The organism is Bradyrhizobium zhengyangense, assembly GCF_022012555.1.
In the GTDB taxonomy this organism is placed as follows: Bacteria; Pseudomonadota; Alphaproteobacteria; order Rhizobiales; family Xanthobacteraceae; genus Bradyrhizobium; species Bradyrhizobium zhengyangense.
The window spans coordinates 180,820-198,281 of sequence record NZ_JAKLTZ010000003.1 but is presented as its reverse complement, the minus strand read 5'-3'; the positions used below and the strand labels follow the sequence as shown (position 1 = coordinate 198,281).

Annotated in this window: 20 protein-coding genes and 1 tRNA gene; 9 read left to right on the top strand and 12 right to left on the bottom strand. The window is 62.9% G+C overall.

Annotation, left to right across the window (positions count from 1 at the left end):
* Positions 1-95: 95 nt before the first annotated feature.
* On the bottom strand, positions 96-800 hold the full coding sequence (locus tag L6639_RS11480; protein ID WP_237861528.1) for an SDR family oxidoreductase: 705 nt from the start codon (positions 798-800) through the stop codon (positions 96-98).
* A gap of 120 nt (positions 801-920) precedes the next feature.
* Here L6639_RS11480 and L6639_RS11475 point away from each other — a divergent pair, with 120 nt between their 5' ends.
* Together L6639_RS11475 and L6639_RS11470 are read left to right on the top strand one after the other, a co-directional pair.
* Positions 921-1,763, top strand: coding sequence for a GNAT family N-acetyltransferase (locus tag L6639_RS11475; RefSeq protein ID WP_237861527.1), 843 nt, complete (start codon positions 921-923; stop codon positions 1,761-1,763).
* A 126-nt stretch (positions 1,764-1,889) separates the two neighbouring features.
* A complete protein-coding gene (locus tag L6639_RS11470; protein ID WP_237861526.1) occupies positions 1,890-2,234 on the top strand; it encodes a hypothetical protein in 345 nt (114 codons plus the stop codon).
* 24 nt (positions 2,235-2,258) lie between these two features.
* Here L6639_RS11470 and L6639_RS11465 read toward each other — a convergent pair whose 3' ends face one another.
* Positions 2,259-2,723 (bottom strand): hypothetical protein, encoded by a 465-nt coding sequence (locus L6639_RS11465; protein ID WP_237861525.1) that lies wholly within the window; start codon positions 2,721-2,723, stop codon positions 2,259-2,261.
* A gap of 842 nt (positions 2,724-3,565) precedes the next feature.
* On the opposite strand from L6639_RS11465, the gene L6639_RS11460 reads away from it, so the two are divergent.
* Positions 3,566-5,422: an alkaline phosphatase family protein gene (locus L6639_RS11460; RefSeq protein ID WP_237861524.1), complete on the top strand. Its 1,857-nt coding sequence runs from the start codon at positions 3,566-3,568 to the stop codon at positions 5,420-5,422.
* A gap of 40 nt (positions 5,423-5,462) precedes the next feature.
* On the opposite strand, the gene L6639_RS11455 is transcribed toward L6639_RS11460, so the two are convergent.
* Positions 5,463-6,059 carry a hypothetical protein gene (locus L6639_RS11455; RefSeq protein ID WP_237861523.1) on the bottom strand — a complete coding sequence of 199 codons (597 nt, stop codon included), beginning with the start codon at positions 6,057-6,059 and terminating at the stop codon, positions 5,463-5,465.
* 392 nt (positions 6,060-6,451) lie between these two features.
* On the opposite strand from L6639_RS11455, the gene L6639_RS11450 reads away from it, so the two are divergent.
* On the top strand, positions 6,452-7,111 hold the full coding sequence (locus L6639_RS11450; protein WP_237861522.1) for a peroxiredoxin: 660 nt from the start codon (positions 6,452-6,454) through the stop codon (positions 7,109-7,111).
* A 4-nt stretch (positions 7,112-7,115) separates the two neighbouring features.
* On the opposite strand, the gene L6639_RS11445 is transcribed toward L6639_RS11450, so the two are convergent.
* Together L6639_RS11445 and L6639_RS11440 are read right to left on the bottom strand one after the other, a co-directional pair.
* Positions 7,116-7,511, bottom strand: coding sequence for a DUF2177 family protein (locus L6639_RS11445; protein ID WP_237861521.1), 396 nt, complete (start codon positions 7,509-7,511; stop codon positions 7,116-7,118).
* Between the two features lie 92 nt (positions 7,512-7,603).
* Positions 7,604-9,334, bottom strand: coding sequence for a methyl-accepting chemotaxis protein (locus tag L6639_RS11440; protein WP_237861520.1), 1,731 nt, complete (start codon positions 9,332-9,334; stop codon positions 7,604-7,606).
* Between the two features lie 164 nt (positions 9,335-9,498).
* Here L6639_RS11440 and L6639_RS11435 point away from each other — a divergent pair, with 164 nt between their 5' ends.
* Together L6639_RS11435 and L6639_RS11430 are read left to right on the top strand one after the other, a co-directional pair.
* Positions 9,499-10,890 carry a cryptochrome/photolyase family protein gene (locus L6639_RS11435; protein WP_237862550.1) on the top strand — a complete coding sequence of 464 codons (1,392 nt, stop codon included), beginning with the start codon at positions 9,499-9,501 and terminating at the stop codon, positions 10,888-10,890.
* A 68-nt stretch (positions 10,891-10,958) separates the two neighbouring features.
* Positions 10,959-11,234, top strand: coding sequence for a hypothetical protein (locus tag L6639_RS11430; protein WP_237861519.1), 276 nt, complete (start codon positions 10,959-10,961; stop codon positions 11,232-11,234).
* 60 nt (positions 11,235-11,294) lie between these two features.
* Here L6639_RS11430 and L6639_RS11425 read toward each other — a convergent pair whose 3' ends face one another.
* The 3 genes from L6639_RS11425 to L6639_RS11415 all read right to left on the bottom strand — a co-directional run bounded on the left by L6639_RS11425 (position 11,295) and on the right by L6639_RS11415 (position 13,541).
* The gene (locus tag L6639_RS11425) at positions 11,295-12,038 is read right to left on the bottom strand and encodes a hypothetical protein (RefSeq protein ID WP_237861517.1); all 744 of its coding nucleotides are present in this window, start codon (positions 12,036-12,038) and stop codon (positions 11,295-11,297) included.
* Between the two features lie 89 nt (positions 12,039-12,127).
* Complete coding sequence (locus L6639_RS11420; RefSeq protein ID WP_237861515.1) at positions 12,128-13,006, bottom strand: DMT family transporter; 879 nt, start codon at positions 13,004-13,006, stop codon at positions 12,128-12,130.
* 88 nt (positions 13,007-13,094) lie between these two features.
* Positions 13,095-13,541 carry a hypothetical protein gene (locus tag L6639_RS11415; protein ID WP_237861514.1) on the bottom strand — a complete coding sequence of 149 codons (447 nt, stop codon included), beginning with the start codon at positions 13,539-13,541 and terminating at the stop codon, positions 13,095-13,097.
* A gap of 307 nt (positions 13,542-13,848) precedes the next feature.
* Here L6639_RS11415 and L6639_RS11410 point away from each other — a divergent pair, with 307 nt between their 5' ends.
* Entirely contained in the window at positions 13,849-14,112 is a 264-nt protein-coding gene (locus L6639_RS11410) for a hypothetical protein (RefSeq protein ID WP_237861513.1), read from the top strand.
* Between the two features lie 35 nt (positions 14,113-14,147).
* Here the strand turns inward: L6639_RS11410 and L6639_RS11405 are convergent, their stop codons facing one another.
* Entirely contained in the window at positions 14,148-14,609 is a 462-nt protein-coding gene (locus tag L6639_RS11405) for a baeRF12 domain-containing protein (protein WP_237861512.1), read from the bottom strand.
* Between the two features lie 269 nt (positions 14,610-14,878).
* Between L6639_RS11405 and L6639_RS11400 the strand changes: the two genes are divergently transcribed.
* Positions 14,879-15,157, top strand: coding sequence for a hypothetical protein (locus L6639_RS11400; RefSeq protein ID WP_237861511.1), 279 nt, complete (start codon positions 14,879-14,881; stop codon positions 15,155-15,157).
* 89 nt (positions 15,158-15,246) lie between these two features.
* On the opposite strand, the gene L6639_RS11395 is transcribed toward L6639_RS11400, so the two are convergent.
* A complete protein-coding gene (locus L6639_RS11395; RefSeq protein ID WP_237862586.1) occupies positions 15,247-15,564 on the bottom strand; it encodes a hypothetical protein in 318 nt (105 codons plus the stop codon).
* A gap of 33 nt (positions 15,565-15,597) precedes the next feature.
* On the opposite strand from L6639_RS11395, the gene L6639_RS11390 reads away from it, so the two are divergent.
* Complete coding sequence (locus tag L6639_RS11390) at positions 15,598-16,563, top strand: AraC family transcriptional regulator (protein ID WP_237861510.1); 966 nt, start codon at positions 15,598-15,600, stop codon at positions 16,561-16,563.
* A gap of 115 nt (positions 16,564-16,678) precedes the next feature.
* On the opposite strand, the gene L6639_RS11385 is transcribed toward L6639_RS11390, so the two are convergent.
* Positions 16,679-16,755 (bottom strand) — tRNA-Arg (locus L6639_RS11385).
* 151 nt (positions 16,756-16,906) lie between these two features.
* On the bottom strand, positions 16,907-17,407 hold the full coding sequence (locus L6639_RS11380; RefSeq protein ID WP_237861509.1) for a hypothetical protein: 501 nt from the start codon (positions 17,405-17,407) through the stop codon (positions 16,907-16,909).
* Positions 17,408-17,462: the final 55 nt, after the last annotated feature.

Here is a 17,462-nt window from a genome sequence, read left to right as displayed (position 1 = left end):
AAACCACGGTCGCACAAGTCGGCGGACGGCTCAAGCGAGGCCAAGCCTTGGACCAAATAAGCCTTGGACCAAATAAGCCTTGGACCAAACAAGCCCTAGACTGAGCGGGTCAGGCCGCCGTCAACGCGGATGTTCTGGCCGGTGATATAGGCGGCGCCCTCGGACGCCAGGAACGAGACGGTCGCCGCGATCTCCTCGACCTTGCCGTAACGCTTCAGCGGCACGCTGTCGCGACGCGCATCCGTCTGCGGCAGGCTGTCGATCCAGCCGGGCAGCACGTTGTTCATGCGGATGTTGTCGGCCGCATGGGTGTCGGTGAAGATTTTCGTAAAGGCGGCAAGGCCCGCGCGGAACACCGCCGAGGTCGGAAACATCGCGCTCGGCTCGAACGCCCAGGCGGTCGAGATGTTGATGATCGCACCGCCCTTCTGCGACTGCATCACCGGGGTCACCAGCCGGGTCGGACGGATCACGTTGAGCAGATACGTATCGAGACCGATGTGCCACTGCTCGTCGGTGATTTCGGTGATCGCCGCGCGCGGGCCGTGGCCGGCGCTGTTGACGAGCACGTCGATGCGTCCCCATTTCGCCAGCGCCCCGTCGACGAGGCGTTTCAGATCATCATTGGACTTGTTGGAACCGGTCACGCCGAAGCCGCCGAGTTCGGTCGCGAGCGCCTCGCCCTTGCCGGAGGACGACAGGATCGCAACGTGAAAACCGTCGGCGGCAAGCCGCCGCGCGGCCCCCGCCCCCATGCCGCTTCCGCCTGCGGTGACGAGTGCGACCTTCTCTGCTGCCATGACCTGATATCCCTGTGATAGCGTAGAGGCGAGCCCAAGGTTCTCTGCTATGGCTCAGCCTGTCATCAGGCCTTCTACAGCCATCCTTGCCCGCAGGTCCATTGCCCGAGGCGCCACGACATGAGCGATATGCAGATCCGCAATCTGCGGCCGGAGGAGATCTCCATTGCGATCGACCGGGCCGCGTCCGAGGGCTGGAATCCCGGCCTGCGAGATGCCGCCTGCTTCGCGATCCCCGATGCAAAAGGCTTCTTCGTCGGCGAGATCGACGGCGAGCCGATCGCGTCAGTCTCCTGCGTCACCTATGACGAGCGCTTCGCCTTCCTCGGCTTCTACATCGTGCGCGCGGATTTCCGTGGCAGAGGCCACGGCCTGCGCATCTGGAACGCTGCGATCGCGCATGCGGGCGCGCGCGTGATCGGTCTCGACGGTGTCGTGGCGCAACAGGACAACTACAGAAAGTCCGGCTTCCAGCTGGCTTACGCCAATATCCGCTATGGCGGCATCGTTGCCGCGCCGCCAAGGCCGCCCGCCGAGATTGTTGCGCTCGACACGATCCCATTTGCGCTTGTGCAAGCCGACGACGCCACCGTCTTCCCTGCCCTGCGCCCGGCCTTCTTGCGCGCCTGGATCAACACGCCGGGACACGTTGGCCGCGCACTGCTGCGCGACAGCAAGCTTGCCGCGTGGGGCGTGATCCGTCCCTGCCGAACTGGTCGCAAAATCGGCCCGCTAGTAGCCGATGACCGCGCCGCGGCGGAGGCCGTATTGCAGGCTTTGCTGGCGAGCCCTGGTAGCAACGAGATTGTGCTCGACATCCCCGCGATGAACCGCGATGCTATCACGCTTGCGGAATCCCTCCGCCTGAAGCCGACATTTGAAACGGCGCGAATGTACACTGGACCGATCCCGTCACTGCGGCTTGGCCGCGTGTTCGGCGTAACCACCTTTGAATTGGGCTAGAATCGATTTTTTTAATTTAGGCACGTGCCGTCCTGGAATTTGTAATCTGGTTCACGTCGCCGCTCCGGCGCAACGTGTATTCGTGTTGCATCCGCCGATTTTGCCGGACGGCTCGAACGATATTTTTTGACCATCGATATTTCATGCGAGGATTTCATGATCGAAGCCAGAACCAAGGCCCGCTCTTCCCAGCACACGGCCGACGACACGCAGCGCCTGGGCATGGCGGCCGCGTTGGTGCTTGCCGTTGTGACGGCCCTCGGGGTTCATGCACTCGCCTCCGCGCCGGCGATCCGGGACGCCGCGCAGGCCGAGCTCGCACGCGTTATTGCCGATGAGGATCGCGATGTCTGCGGTCAGTTCGGGCTGCGCCCGGGAACGACCGCGTTTGTGGCTTGCAGCCGTGAGCTCGCCAATGTCAGGCAAAAACAGTCCGACCGCGACCAGGCGGCCGCGGCAGGCATTCTATAGCGAACCGCGAAATGCCTCGCGTGCTCAGTAGCAGCGCATGATGTTGACGGTGTGCTCACCGCCGCCGCGGCCGGGCACGGTGACCTGCTCGGTCGGACAGCTCGGCACATAGGGCCGGTCGGACGGCACGACGTTCGGCGGGAAGCGATGCGCCCAGTCCCAGGGAACGTCGTAGGTGTAGGTGTAGCGAACGTCGTTGGTGACGGCCTGGCCGGCATTGGCGAACGGGTCGCTGTAGCCGGCTCCGTCGTCGGTGTAGAAAGCGCCGCCACCCGGCCAGTAAACCCAGGGATTGTTGAAGCGGTTGCCGCGACCGTGGAACCGCGCGCCCGGCGCGATCGGCGGACGCACTGCTGCCGACGGCGCGGCAGCGGTCACCATGCCGTGGGGCGCGGCGCCGCCCGGTCGTGCAAAGCTCTCGCTGGAGCTGAGGAGCAGCGCGGCTGCGCTGAGCGAGGCGAACAAGGCCTCATATGATCTGGACATCATGATACGCACCACACTCGTTTGGCTTCGCGATACTGCTCCCCATCGCAACGCTAGGCCGGTCCATCACCCGCCCGCAAACCTATAATTAATTATTGGTTAAGGCACGGGATTAACGGGGAACCCGGTGCGGGATCTTGCCTGGTTTTCAGCGGCTGTAGCCCGGGTGGAGTGTAGCGAAATCCGGGACCGCTGTGTCCATGGGGATGGAATCCCGGATTACGCTGCGCTCCAGATATGGCGTTGCCCGTCGGGCAAAGCACCCAAACATCGGGTCAATCCATCTCGTCAAAAATATTCCACTTACCGAAATTCGGAAATGGTGCATGTGTCGCGCAACCCGGCCCAAGGACGAGGGGCGTATGCCGCTGTACAGCCTCTTGTAGCGCATCCTTCGCACAGCGGACCGCGGGTGCCAGTCGGGCACCCGGTCTTCCCTGCGCCCTCTTTCAGCTAAGGGTGAAGCGACGAAGCATAGCTCGGGCGATATGGGCCGCGAGGATACGAAGGAGTGTCTGCGATGAAGATGCGGATTGAAAGAGCGACGCCGCCACCACACACTCCGTCATTGCGAGCGCAGCGAAGCAATCCAGAAATGTATCCGCGGAAAGACTGGATTGCTTCGCTGCGCTCGCAATGACGATGTCGAGAGAGATTTGCACCAAACTTGGCTCTCGTGTCCCGGAGTCGCCATCCCGTCGTGACGAATCCGTGGATGCCGCCTCGCCTCCCCGTCACTTCTGCATGCCGATCCGGTCTTGTAACATAACCGTCATACAGCAAAACTAAACGATTGCCGGGGGCCGCGGTCGGCGGCCAAGCCGCCTCACCGCCAGGAGATTTTGATGCGACGTTCACTGCTGCTGCTGTCAGCCGGACTGACACTATTGTCCAGCGGTTTTGCCTCCGCTGAGAACAACACGCCCCGCAACCTGATCCTGTTCATTCCCGACGGGCTACGCGCCCTGAAGATCAACCCCGAGACCGCGCCGGCCATGGCCGAGGTCCGCGACAAGGGCGTCAACTTCAAGAACTCGCATTCGCTGTTCCCGACCTTCACCATGGCCAACGGCTCGGCGATGTCGACCGGCCATTATCTCGGGGACACCGGCGTGTTCTCCAACACGATCTGGACCAACTACACGTCGGTACCCGCCGGCGACACCGTGGTCCCCTTCATCGAGAACGACGCCGTGCTCGGCGACATCGACGAGCATTTCAAAGGCGACTATCTCAGCGAAGAGACTGTCTTGAAGATGGCCCGCGACAAGGGCCTCAGCACCGCGGCGATCGGCAAGGTCGGCCCGACCTACCAGTTCGACCACACTGACCATCCCGAGAAGGCCGGCCAGCATTCGGTCGTGTTCGACGATTCCACCGGCGGCAAGAACGGCGTGGCGCTGTCGGACGAGGTCAAGGACGCCCTGACCAAGGCCGGCCTTCCCCTCGCCGCGCCGTCGCGCGGCGACAACGCAAAGGCGGGCGACGCCAAGACGCCCGGCACCACGGTCGCCAACGTCGCGCAGCAGGCCTATTTCGCCGACGTCGCCACCAAGGTGGTGCTGCCGATGTTCAAGGCGCGCAACAAGCCGTTCGTGCTGGTGTTCTGGTCGCGCGATCCTGATGGCACCCAGCACAATCAGGGCGACAGCCTCAACCAGATCATGCCTGGTATCAACGGCCCGAGCACGATGGCGAGCATCAAGAACGTCGACAACAACCTCGCCCAGATCCGCAAGGCGCTGGACGAGCTCGGGCTCGCCGCGAGCACCAACATCATGATCCAGGCCGACCACGGCTTCTCGACCATCTCCAAGGAGAGCAAGACCAGTCCCTCGGCCAAGGTCAGCTATGACGACACGCCGAAGGACTTCCTGCCGATGGGCTTCGTCGCCCTCGATCTGGCCAAGGCACTCGACCTGCCCCTGTTCGACCCCAACGACAAGAACGCCGCCGTCACCGGCAACGCTCATCCGAAGGCCGGCAACGGCGTGCTCGGCAAGGATCCGACCAAGCCCGATCTCGTCGTCGCCACCAATGGCGGCTCGGACCTGATCTATCTGCCCGGCAAGGACAAGAAGCTGGCGGCGAAAACCATCAAAGCCCTGCTAGAGCAGGACTACGTCTCCGGCCTGTTCGTCGACGACTCCCTCGGCCGCTTCCCTGGCACGCTGCCGCTGTCGCGTATCAATTTGCGCGGCAACGCGGCGACGCCGACGCCGGCGATCGTGGTCAACTTCCGCTCCTATGCCAGCGAATGCGGCGAGGCGCCGACCAATTGCTCGGTGCAGGTGGCCGACACCGTGCTGCGCCAGGGCCAGGGCATGCATGGCAGCTTCAGCCGCGGCGACACCTATAACTTCATGGCCGCGATCGGTCCGGACTTCAAAGCCGGCTATGTCGACGAGCTGCCGGTCAGCAATGCCGACGTCGGCATGACCGCCGCCCGGCTCCTCGGCCTGCGCGGTTCGCACAATGGCGGCCTGGTCGGTCGCGTGATGTCGGAGGCGCTGCCCAACGGCGTCGTGCCGAAGGCATTCAAAGGCGTCGAGCGGTCAAAGAGGAAGTCCGAGAATGGTCTGGAGACCGTGCTCGACGTCCAGCGCGTCGGCAGCCAGCGTTATTTCGACGCCGCCGGATTCCCCGGCCGCACGCTGGGCCTCGAGCCGAAGAGCGGCAAACAAAAAACGGCGGGGAAATAACCCCGCCGCTTGTTCTCGCGCCTCGCAAGGGGCGCGGAAACTACATGCCGATGTCGAACACGTTCGGCAGTTGGCCCGCCAGAGGCAGCGCGGTGGCGCCCAGGAAGGTCGCCACCATCGCCATCAGGCGACGGTTGTTCTGGCGCTTGCCGCGCATCTGGCCGGCGATCCACTCCAGCATCTCGCTCTTGACCTTGGAGGCATAGGACGGCGCCCAGCTCTCGATGTCGGTGCCCTGCGCCAGCGCGACGCTGCGCGGCGGCACCTTCAGGCCCGAGGCGCTCGCGGCATAATGGGCGACGGCCTTGGCCAGCAAATCGTCGAACCGGCCGCCGTCGGCACGTTCGGTCGCGGCCTCGTTGATTTCGAACAGCGCCTCGGCTTCGGCGCGGCTGACCGGCTGGTCGTTGACGGCAGCGGCCGTCAGGATCCGGGCGCACCAGGCGGTGTCATCGGCATCGATGGAGCGGGAAAAGTGCACCCTGCCCTTGGTGGTCGGGCCTTCGCCCGTGATCACGCCGTCGCGTACGATGGTGAGGGCATGGGCCGCGGTATCGCGGCAGGACGGTTCGAGGGACGGCGACTCAACGGACTTTTCGGCGGCCTTTTCAAAGGACTTGGGCAGGGCGGCAGACATAGTTCACTTCCAGACTTCTTCTGATCGACCAGCATTTTCATGCCGGCGTAAAGGGGTGGTTAATGATTCGATGCGGGGATCGCGACTTTTCTCAATGGTTGCCGATTAGTCGCTGCGAGGACCGTTTCGGTTCCGGAGAGCGTCGGGCGGGCGTGATGCGGGTCATAAAAGGCATTATCGGGGCAATCGAGACCGTGAAGCCCCTGTGGGGTTATTTCGCCGCAGGCGCCGCCGTAACAAAATTGTGCTGAGAAATCAGCCCTTCAGAGGAGGAATTCACATTTTACTTCAAGCAGTTCAGTTGCCGTTCACTTGACGTCGCCAAGCCCCTATACTGGGTACGACGGCCAGACAATAATTCCCAAGCAAATTCAATGCGATGAGGTCAAACCATGACACTTCCGATCGGCACCACCGCCCCTGACTTCGAAGCCGAGACCACTGAAGGGAAGATCAAGTTCCACGACTGGATCGGCAACAGCTGGGCCCTGCTGTTCTCGCATCCCAAGGACTTTACGCCGGTTTGCACGACCGAGCTCGGCGCTCTCGCCAGGTTGAAGCCGGAGTTCGACAAGCGCGGCGTCAAGCTGATGGGCCTCTCGGTTGATCCGGTCGACCGCCACGCGAAGTGGTCGGAGGACATCAAGGAGACGCAAGGCGCGGCTCCGAACTACCCGATGATCGGCGACACCGATTACAACGTCTCGAAACTGTATGGCATGCTGCCGGCTGCGATCTCGGGCGATCCCCTCACCCGTACCGCCGCCGACAACCAGACCGTCCGCAACGTCTTCATCATCGGGCCAGACAAGAAGATCAAGCTGGTGCTGGTCTATCCAATGACCACCGGCCGGAACTTCCAGGAAATCCTGCGCGTGATCGACTCGCTCCAGCTCACCGCCAAGCATCGCGTGGCAACACCTTCCGACTGGAAGCAGGGCGAGGACGTCATCATCGCGGGCTCGGTTTCCAACGACGAGGCCAAGACAATCTATCCGCAGGGCTGGAAGGAACCGAAGCCCTACATCCGCATCGTGCCGCAGCCCAAATAAGAGCTTAACCGGTCATACGATCCGCCATCAACAGACCCGCGGTCGACGAGACCGCGGTCACCACCGCGCCCCAACCGATGTCGACGAACGCGACCGGCCAGCTCCAATGCTTGAGCAGCGCCAGCGCGGTGAGATCGAACGTCGCATAGCAAAACAGCCCGAACAGCGCGCCATAGAGCAGCGTCGACTGCCATGTCACGCCGGCTGAGCCGCTGACGAAGATCAGAACGCCGACGACATAGATAAGGTAGAATAGCACGGCGGGCACCGGCCTCAGATCACCGAGCATGTCGCCAACCTGCGCGGTGAAAAAGCCCTTGGCGATCAGCCCGAGGAAAAGGAAATCCAGCCCGGTCAGGACGACAAGGGTTGCGACATAAAGCACGGCGATGCGGTTCACTGGCGGCCTCCCTGCCCGCGAAGCGCAGGCAGTCACATCATGCCGTCAGCTACGTCACGGCGGGCCGATGGTTTCAGCCCGCCATTCCCTGATCAAGCCGCTTGCACGCGGTCGAGGAAGCTGTCGACCTCGGCCTTCAGGTTCAGGCTCTCGCCCGACAATGCCTGTGCGGAGGCAAACATCCGGCTCGAGGTCTCGCCGGTCTCGCTCGCGCCCTCGGCCGCGTGACGGACATTGACCGCCACGTCGGCGGTGCCCGAAGCCGCGGCGCGAACGCTGGCCGCGATATTATGGGTGGCGCTGCGCTGCTGCTCGACCGCAGCCGAGATCGAGCCCGCGATACCGCTGATGCGCTCGATGGTCTCGGTGATCGCCTTGATGGCAGTAACCGACTCCTCGGTCGCAAGCTGCATGCTCGCGATCTGGGTCGAGATCTCGTCGGTCGCCTTCGCGGTCTGGCCGGCGAGCGTCTTGACCTCCTGGGCCACCACCGCAAAGCCGCGGCCCGCATCGCCCGCGCGCGCGGCCTCGATGGTCGCGTTCAGAGCCAACAAATTGGTCTGCTCGGCGATCGAGGTGATCAGCTTGACGACGTCGCCGATGCGCGCGCCCGCTTCCGAGAGCTGTGCGATGCGCTGGTCGGTGGCCTCGGCCTGGTGCACCGCCTCGGCGGAGATCGCGTTGGATTCCTGCACTCTCTTGGTGATCTCGGAGATCGAGTGCGACAGTTCGTCGGAGGCCGATGCCGCTGCACGGACGTGATCAGAGGCCTGCTCGGATGCGCCGGCCGATTTCGCCGACAATTCAGCGGTGGAGCGCGCGGTATCGGTCAATTGTCGCGCCACGCGCTCGAACTCGCCGGAGGAACGCAGAACTTTGTCGAGGATGCCGCCGACACCGCTGCGGAATTCAGCGACGAAGTTGCGAAGGTCCGCCTTGCGCTGCTCGGCTGCCGCTGCCGTGGCTTCCGCCTGTTCGCTGCGCAGCCGCGCCCGCTCCAGTGAATTGTTCTTGAACACAGCAACGGTGCGCGCGATCTCGCCGATCTCGTCGGCGCGGTCCTCACAATCGATCGCGACATCGCTCTTGCCATTGGCGAGTGCCGTCAGCGAGCGGGTGACCGAGGTCAGCGGCCCGGTGACGCGGCGCACGACCAGCATGGTGAGCACCAGGACCAGCAGCGCCGCGATACCCGCCGCGATCGCCATGCTCGCGATTGCATGAGACAGCATTGTCTCGTACTGGGCCATGGGGATGCCGACATAGAGAATGCCGACGATTTTGCCAGTCGCATCCGCAATCGGGAAATAAGCGGTCATGAAGGACTTGCCGAACAGCGTGGCCGGCCCCTTATAAGCCTCGCCACGGCGCAGGCCTGCTTGTGCCGGATGGTCGGCGGCAAGCTGGGTGCCGACGGCACGGTCGCCGTTCTCCTTCTTCACATTGGTCGAGCGGCGGACGAACTGCCCGCTCGCATCGTCGAACACGAACAGGGTCGCATTGCCCCCGACATAGGACACCGCACGATCGACGATGGCGTGATCTTTGAACTCAGGCATCTTGGCGATTTCGGCGCGCGCCACCGCGCCATCGCGCATCGTGATCTTCGCGTCAGGAACGACCTCGGCGAAGGCCAGCGCAAGCGTGCGCAGGCTGACCTCGATGTCGCGCAGTGCGCGATCGTTGAAGGCTGAGGTGAGAGACCAGTAGCCGGCGCCGACCACCAATGCGGTATTCATCGCAATCAGCAGGACGGCACACAAGACGGCCTTGGTACCCAGCTTGAACTGCGGCACGAACTTCGCCGTTAACGAGTTGGTCATGAATGGAACTACCCCCGGAATTCCTGCATAATCATGCAATTCGCTTACGACCCCATTAACGCTGGTTCACAGCACCGGCATGCTTTCCAAGATGTAAACGAGGACGCGCCCTGCCCCCGCCAAGCCCCCCGCCGGTCATCGTCTGGTTCCGCGACGACCTTCGCCTGTCCGACCATCCCGCGTTACACGCCGCCGCCAAATCAGGCGCGCCTGTGATTTGCCTTTATGTGCTCGACGAAGCGGCCGGACGGGCCCCTGGCGGCGCTGCGCGCTGGTGGCTGGCCCGGTCGCTGCGCGCGCTCGGTGCCGACATCGCAGCGCGCGGCGGATCGCTGGTTTTACGCAAGGGATCGGCAGCCCGCGTCATCCCCGAAGTGGCGCGGGAGACGGGCGCAGGTGCCGTCTATTGGATTGAGATCGCTCAGGCCCCGCATCAATTGGTCGAGAAACAGCTCGAAGCAGCGGTGGCAAAGCTCGGCGTGGACTCGCAAAGTTTTCCGGGCGACCTGCTGGTCCAGCCCTCGGCGATCCGCAACAAGGAAGGCCGCGGCTTGCGCGTGTTCACGCCGTTCTGGCGACGGGTGCTGTCGCTCGGCGACCCACCCAAGCCGCTGCCCGCCCCGAAGGAGCTGCGCCCGGGTCCGAAGATCGCGAGCGACAGACTGGAGAACTGGAAGCTCGAGCCGACCAAGCCCGACTGGGCCGGCGGCCTGCGCGAGACCTGGACGCCGGGCGAGGCATCAGCCCGGACGCGCCTGCGCGACTTCCTCAAGCACACCGCGCGGACTTACGTCGGCGACCGCGACCGCCCTGATCGCGAAGGCACCTCAGGCTTGTCACCGCATTTGCGGTTCGGCGAGATCAGCCCGCGCCAGGTATTTCATGCCGCGCGCTTTGCCGCCGAAGAGAATCCGGCGATCGCATCCGGCACCGAAAAGTTCCTGAGCGAGCTCGGCTGGCGCGAATTCTGCCGCCACCTGCTCCACGACCATCCAAATCTCGCCACCGAGAACCTGCAGACCAACTTCAACGACTTCCCCTGGAAGGCCGACAAGAAGGCGCTCGCCGCCTGGCAGCGCGGCCGCACCGGCTATCCCATCGTCGATGCCGGCCTGCGCGAGCTCTGGCACTCCGGTGTAATGCACAACCGGGTCCGGATGGTGGTCGCATCGTTCCTGGTCAATCACCTGCTGATCGATTGGCGCGATGGCGAAGCCTGGTTCTGGGACACGCTGGTCGATGCGGACGCCGGTAGCAATCCGGCCAATTGGCAATGGGTCGCTGGCTGCGGCGCGGACGCCGCACCTTATTTCCGCGTGTTTAACCCAGTGCTCCAGGGCGAGAAGTTCGATCCTGAGGGAACCTATGTCCGGCGCTGGGTGCCGGAGCTGAAGGACATGCCGGCTAAGCTGATCCATCAGCCGTGGCAGGCGACACCGATTGAACTTGCGAGCGCAGGCATCACGCTCGGAAAGACCTATCCGCATCCGCTCATCGATCACGTCAAGGGACGCGAGCGCGCGCTCGCCGCTTACGCAAAGATCCGCAAAGGTTGAACGTTGCTTTGACACAATTATGAAACTCGCTATCGTCGTCACTCCATGCAAACCGTGGGGGACACGATATGGACGACGAGAAGCCGATCACCGCGCAGGTGATGGAGACGATGACCACCGCTGTCGAAGCGACCAAGGACGCCGCCGTCACCGCAGTCAAGAAAGTGAAGAAAGCCGCCAAGAAGGTCGCGAAGAAAGCCGCGCCCAAGAAGGCAAAGAAGGCTTCGAAGAAGACAGCCAAGAAGTCATCGAAGAAGGCAGCCAAGAAGTCCGTGAAGAAGGCCGCCAAGAAGACGGCAAAGAAAGCGGCCAAGAAGAAAAAGGCCAAGAAAGCGAAGCGCTGATTTCGGCTCGAGCGCACGTCTCCGGGTGCGGGCGCCCCCGGAGACGCCCCTCCAAGATGCCTAGCCTGACCGCTTGGACTTGCGCCGGCCCGGATGATGGACGCCTTTCGGATCGCGAAACTCGCTGCGATGACCCCGCCGGTCCTCCTTGGCGAAGCGCCGCCGCTTCTCCGGCGAGCCGAACGCCCGGATCACCTTCCGACCGTTGACCTTCTTGATAACGTAGCCGCCCTCGGTCATCGAGAACGGAGCTGTCAGCGTTCCCTTGTGGTCGAACTTGGTCCCGCGGGGATGCCTAAACGGCTCGAACCAGGACGGATAGACGAAGTTCGACATCGGCAATCCGTCGACGTCAAATGTGTCCTCCTCCACGGCGTCGCAGACTTCATAGGCGTATTGGGTGTGCCGATTTTGGTCGGCCCAGAGATTGGCCATGGGATCGAGCACCATCTCAAACAGTTCGTGCGAGGCTGCTACGCTGACCGCCTCGCCATCCAGCGCCTTGACAAAGATCTTCGAGATCGGCTGGCCACGATAGGTCAGCTCGTGACGTCCGAGCATATTCTTGTGCAGGGCGTCGTCGAAATAGACCAATTGCCAATCGGTGGCCTTCGGCTTGCGCGTGACATAGAGGTCGACCGGATAGCCCCACACCGGCAGGAAATGCTTGTCGTAACACTTTTGCAGTGCCGCGGTGAGCTGCCTCATATCGCCGCCGCTAATCGACTCCGGGGCATAGTTGATGCAGGCGATCCGGACCGGCTTCATCGACCTGCCGAGCAGTGCACGCTTCGCCTTTTTCATGGAAAATCACCGTGTGAAAGGGCCGCTGAAATACGGTCAGACTAACACGACGGACGCTGCACGTCAGGGATGTATTCCGGCAAGCCCGACTACGCGGCAAAGCGCCGGTTGACCACGAACACAGCGGCCGCACACATCGCCATGCCAGCGATCGCCAACGCATCGAGCTTTTCGCCGAACAACAGATAGGCCATCACCGCCGTGACGGCTGGCACCAGATAGAACAGGCTCGCGACCGACGTCGCTGCGGCATGGCGGATCAGCCAGTACAACAGCCCGATCGACCCGATCGAGAGCGCGACCGCAAGCCAGGCCAGCGCAAGCACAAACTCCCGTGTCCAGTGCACGACCCGATCCTCGAACAGGAACGCACCGACCGTGAAGAAGATCGTCACCGCCACGTACTGCACGAGATTGCCGGCTCGCCAGTCGATGTGATTGCAGTAGCGGCGCTGGTAGAGCGTGCCGAGCGTGATGCTGATCAGCGAGACTACCGAGGCGATCCAGCCGAGCCCGGCTTCGCCGGACATCGGGCGGTTGTGCAGAATCAGCGCCACACCGCCGAGGCCGAGCACGAGGCCTGCCCATTGCACCGGCGTCACCTTTTCGCCGAGCCAGCGGTTGGCAATCGTCGAGGTCAGGATCGGCTGCAGCCCCGGAATGAGTGCGGAGAGCCCCGCCGGAATCGAATGCGCGATCGCGATAGCGGTGCCGCCGAGATAGAAGCCGTGGACGAGGATGCCGGCGACGGCGCTGTGCGCGGTCCCGGCGCGATCAGGCCATTTCGGTCGAGCGACGCCCGCGATGATTGCCATCAGACCGACCACCAGTGCCATGCGGATGGCGAGGTAGGTCAAGAGATCGGCATTGTTGATGACGTATTTGGTGCCGATAAAGCCGGTGCTCCAGAGCAGGACGAACAACACCGGCGCCGCGCGGGCAGCGAGATGATCTTGATTATGATTCATTGCCCCTCATTGCCTGAGCGAAGGGCGGTGCGGCAACGCGAATTTCTGATGCTGCGCTGCGACGGACGCGGTGGCTCAGATCAGCAGATCACCATTCTTCCGGACAGGGATCGATGATCTTCCAGAGCTCGACCCCGTTCTTGATCTTCTTCATGTCGGTGGTGAGCCCGCCATTGCGGCGGATCCAGTCCTTCACCGTATCGGGGTAGTAGGACATCAGGTCGGAGGTCCCTTCCGCACTGGTGACCTTGATACCGAAGGTGAAGGCCTTGTCGTAATAGGCCTGGTGGAAGCCGAGACTCGCCTTGGGCGTCACGCAGATCTTGTTCAGCGGCACGATGCCGAGCACCAGCGTGCAGGCCGAATTGCAGATGCCATCGATGATCACGCGCTCGCCGGTGGCGCGGACGCGCTTGTACTTGGCCTTGTACTCCTCGACATAGCCGCCGTGGTCGCGGGTGATATGCAGCTGAGCCCGCGCGGGAGTAGCGGCAGCGACGAAGAGCAACAGCAGGCTGAGAAGCGTGATGCGCATGGCTTGACGGCGAAAAACCTTGCAAGGAAACGTACCGGCCCCGAAGAGCACCCCAACAAACCCCCAAAGGACCCGGCAGGAGAAATCTTTGACCGGATTCTCTTTGGCCATACTTGTGTGGGGAATTCGTTAAGCATCCCGAAAAGGCCAAAAATGGGCAGGCTTGGACCCCAGGTCCGGCAATTCTGTCACACCTATCCGGGAATCTGCTGGATTTGCCCCGATTTCCAGGCTTCGGACGGGTGCCCCGGCGGCCCGAAATGGCTATAGATGGCAGACCTTTTTGCGCGGGTTCCGGAGAATCGAGATGAGCAAGCTGACCCTTGTAGCCGCGGTTGCTGCCCTGTCGGCAGCAATCCTAGCCCCTGGCTACGCGGAGGCGCGGGTACATCACCGGTACCACCGCTATTACGCCAATCCGCTGCCCTACCCGATCAGCTATCTGCACAATTACGGCCCGGGTATCACCCCCGGCACCTTCGCCTACTACGACGGCCCGTCGACCAATCACTGCTACCAGAGCGCGGCCAGCTATGTCGGTCAGGACCGCCGCCGGCACCCCTGCTACTGAGGGGCGCCGCGCGCGTCCTCTCCGGGCGGAGAGCCCTATCCGACGGCCCCCGATAGCAGCAACTGCTTCTCGATCTCATGGACCGGCAACTTGACGAGGTCCTTGCCGACTTCGCCCCGGAGCGCCCTGCGCACCGCGTCCGAATAATCGGTGCGGATCATGCCCAGTGCGCGCGGTGAGGCCACCATGGTCAGGCCCGAGGTCTCCCCGGCGCTGAGCGCGGTATCGAGCCGTTCGGCGAGACTGCGCAGAAAGGTGCGCTCGGCCTCGTCGTGCCAATCGGTCTGCTCTGCCGAGCTGCGGGCTCCGCCGACCGATGCATGGAGCCTGCCAGGCGCATCGGTCCCTTGCGCGGCCGTGGACGGATTGGTCTGCTCGCGAACCTCCCTGGTGTGAAGGTTCGGAAACATCTCGTCGCCGAGATTTTCCAGGATGAGCGCCTTGCGTCCGTCGCACACGACGAGCCAGTCGCCCTTGTCGATCCTCATCTTGTTCATTGCACTGCTCCAAACCATCTGTGCGCCTGTTCTTCGAATTCGGCGAAGGACTGCTCACGATGGCAAAGTTAGGCAGGAAGCCGCACGGACGAATTGCGCAGGATCAATGAAGGTGGCGATGATACGGGAAGAGCTCACTTGGCAAAGTGATGGTCAGGCCTATGGCGGGCGAGCTGAGATTTGTTCATCAGCATTACATTCCGACTTTGCCACAATTTGATCAGAACAACTTCGATATCCTGCATGGCGTAAGCGGAGGAATACACATCATGAATCTCAAGATCGGCCTCGTTGCCGCGTCCCTGTTCGGTGCCCTTGCGGCATCGTCGGCGTCGGCCATGCCCGTTGCGCCTGCGCCTGCAACCCCGCAGGTCTCTGACGTCGAGCAGGTCCGCATGGTCTGCAACGCCTGGGGACGCTGCTGGTGGCGGCCGAACGTCTATTACGGCTACGGTCCCGGATATGGATATTATGGGCCGCCGCGCTACTACGGCCCGCGCTATTATGGCCCGCGCTACTATGGCTATTACGGCTATCGCCGCTGGTGAGATTTGAAGGGGCTCTCTGGGGCCCCTTCGCTTTTGCGAGATAGGGGGACCGCCGCTGGCCGTCAGGCTGGAGCAATTCCAAAACTGATCTAGATCAAAGATGAAATTTGCCGTGCTGTCATCCTGTGCCGATGGCCGATTTGATCGTTTTCCGATGCCCGCAGACGGGCATGAATGTGCAAACCCATCTCGAAAGGCGACAGGAGCACGAGGGACGGAGCTTTGAATCCTTTAGTTGCCCTGCCTGTACAAGGCTCCATTTCATCGACCTCACCACCGGTCAGCCGATGAGCCGCGACCGTTGACGGTGAGATCGATCGTGGCATGATGTCCGCAATACTACGGCCGAAAATCCGGTTTACTGAATCGTCGTGTTTCGCCATTGATGGCCACGTACCGACGTTCATTTTATTGTCATATTGCAGCATCCGGCCAGAAGCATGTTCTTCGACGCCCTCGCTCCCTCCTCCGCGCTCCAGGTAACCCGGTTTACCGATGTGGACGCGTTTCGACCGGCCGAAGCCCTGGAAGATTCCCGGAGCATTCCCCTCGACGTCGCCAATTTCGCCGCAGCGCGAGCAATCGTGAACCTGCCGGCATGCCGGATCATCGTCGCAAGGTCGTTTGCGCGCATCCTCGAGACCACCTACCGCGCGCCGGGCGGCATGGTGATCTTACCAATGAGCGATGATCTGCGCGCCAGTTCGAGCGGAATGGATATCGATTCGCGCTTCTTCATCGGCTTGCGCGGCAACCACCATTGCCATTTCGTCGAGCCCCAGATCAATCATCACGCGTTGATCATGTTCTCGCCCACACTTCGGGACCGCGGCTGGTTCGATCGTGCCGATGCCTTGCGGGTTCGCATTGCCGACCCTTCCGCACATCTCTATGCGCGGCAGCTGGTGCAAGACATCCTGCGGACCGCGTCGGTCCAGCCACAGATGTTCGAGACCACGGAGGTCGCCGCCCATCTTCAGGAGGGCCTGCTGCTCGCCTTCGATGACCTGTTTCAAATGAACCCACTGTCAGATCGCACTGCCCCAAGAGCGGGCGTGCGCTCGGCCAGGCTCGTGCAGCAGATCGATGACTACGTCAGAGCCTATCCAACCGCTCCGATCTATACGGCCGATCTCGCCGATCAATTCGGCGTCTCGGTCCGGACCCTCGGGGGCGCGGTGGCCAAGGTGCGCGGCATGAGCCTGCATCAATACATCCGGCTGAAGCGGCTTTGGGCCACCCGCACCCAACTCCTCAGAAGCGGGGGTGCCTCAGTCGCCTCGTGCGCGCGCGCCCAGGGCTTCCATCACCTCGGAGAGTTTGCCGCGGCCTATCGCGCGACCTTCCACGAAGCGCCCTCGGACACGCTGGCGCGGGCCCGGCAAATCCGGCTCCAGGCCAATTAACGCGCAACACGGACGAAGTCGGCGAGGACGGAGCAACAACGCTACTTCTACAAGGACGTCGCCTTCAGCGACCTGCTCCAGACGCATGAATCAGGGTAATCGGCTCGTCGTGGACTGGCGCGCTCGGAAGGATTCGAACCTCCGACCCTCGGAATCGAAATCCGATGCTCTATCCAGCTGAGCTACGAGCGCCTGACCCCGGGTATTGGGCCACCGGCCGAAGCGCCGCGGTCCTATGCTGGCAGGCCAGCGCACCGACGACGTTCGGATTGGCTCGAATTAGCAGAGAGGCCGGACAATAAAAAGCCCTCCCCGCCCCATTTCGAGGCGGGCCAAGGCACCCTCACCAGGTGGTGTTGAACAGACCGAAATGCGGCTGCTGCGCCACCAGCATCATCGGCTGGCCACGCTGAGGTGCCGGATGCGCCCGGACGACCTTGCGCTTCGGATGCGCCGGAGCCTGAGGCGTCTGGGCCTGGGCAACCTGAGCTTGCTGAGTGGCGTCGGCCTTCTTCGCTGCAGCTGCTTCGGCCGGCGTGAACTGGGCGAACGTGTCGCGCACCCGTGCCTTGGCCGACATGTCAGCCAACACGTCCGCCTGCGCGGTCGACTGTGGCGCGGCGGCAGCCGTCTTCACCATCGGCGCGGCAAAGGTCGGCTGATTGGTGTCGAGCACGACCCGGTCAGGCAAATGGCGGTCGGACCGGATCCGGATCGCCGGCTGATCGTAGCTCGCAACCCCAATGGTCTGCGCAACCGGCGCTGTCGGCCAAACGAAATCTGCCGCAAACAGCAATGCGAGCAGCGCTCCGCCGACAAACATGAAATACCGAAAGATGGGCATTGACCGCACTCCGCCCCCGCATCCCCGCGTGGGTCCTTCGCCTCAACCGGCGATC

What these genes read in the sequence shown, in the direction of transcription:
- L6639_RS11450 (WP_237861522.1), top strand. Translation starts at nt 6,452, where the DNA reads ATGACACTTCCGATCGGCACCACCGCCCCTGACTTCGAAGCCGAGACC.
- L6639_RS11400 (WP_237861511.1), top strand. Translation starts at nt 14,879, where the DNA reads ATGAATCTCAAGATCGGCCTCGTTGCCGCGTCCCTGTTCGGTGCCCTT.
- L6639_RS11405 (WP_237861512.1), bottom strand. Translation starts at nt 14,609, where the DNA reads ATGAACAAGATGAGGATCGACAAGGGCGACTGGCTCGTCGTGTGCGAC.
- L6639_RS11455 (WP_237861523.1), bottom strand. Translation starts at nt 6,059, where the DNA reads ATGTCTGCCGCCCTGCCCAAGTCCTTTGAAAAGGCCGCCGAAAAGTCC.
- L6639_RS11430 (WP_237861519.1), top strand. Translation starts at nt 10,959, where the DNA reads ATGGACGACGAGAAGCCGATCACCGCGCAGGTGATGGAGACGATGACC.
- L6639_RS11425 (WP_237861517.1), bottom strand. Translation starts at nt 12,038, where the DNA reads ATGAAAAAGGCGAAGCGTGCACTGCTCGGCAGGTCGATGAAGCCGGTC.
- L6639_RS11475 (WP_237861527.1), top strand. Translation starts at nt 921, where the DNA reads ATGAGCGATATGCAGATCCGCAATCTGCGGCCGGAGGAGATCTCCATT.
- L6639_RS11465 (WP_237861525.1), bottom strand. Translation starts at nt 2,723, where the DNA reads ATGATGTCCAGATCATATGAGGCCTTGTTCGCCTCGCTCAGCGCAGCC.
- L6639_RS11420 (WP_237861515.1), bottom strand. Translation starts at nt 13,006, where the DNA reads ATGAATCATAATCAAGATCATCTCGCTGCCCGCGCGGCGCCGGTGTTG.
- L6639_RS11460 (WP_237861524.1), top strand. Translation starts at nt 3,566, where the DNA reads ATGCGACGTTCACTGCTGCTGCTGTCAGCCGGACTGACACTATTGTCC.
- L6639_RS11380 (WP_237861509.1), bottom strand. Translation starts at nt 17,407, where the DNA reads ATGCCCATCTTTCGGTATTTCATGTTTGTCGGCGGAGCGCTGCTCGCA.
- L6639_RS11415 (WP_237861514.1), bottom strand. Translation starts at nt 13,541, where the DNA reads ATGCGCATCACGCTTCTCAGCCTGCTGTTGCTCTTCGTCGCTGCCGCT.
- L6639_RS11390 (WP_237861510.1), top strand. Translation starts at nt 15,598, where the DNA reads ATGTTCTTCGACGCCCTCGCTCCCTCCTCCGCGCTCCAGGTAACCCGG.
- L6639_RS11395 (WP_237862586.1), bottom strand. Translation starts at nt 15,564, where the DNA reads ATGAACGTCGGTACGTGGCCATCAATGGCGAAACACGACGATTCAGTA.
- L6639_RS11410 (WP_237861513.1), top strand. Translation starts at nt 13,849, where the DNA reads ATGAGCAAGCTGACCCTTGTAGCCGCGGTTGCTGCCCTGTCGGCAGCA.
- L6639_RS11440 (WP_237861520.1), bottom strand. Translation starts at nt 9,334, where the DNA reads ATGACCAACTCGTTAACGGCGAAGTTCGTGCCGCAGTTCAAGCTGGGT.
- L6639_RS11480 (WP_237861528.1), bottom strand. Translation starts at nt 800, where the DNA reads ATGGCAGCAGAGAAGGTCGCACTCGTCACCGCAGGCGGAAGCGGCATG.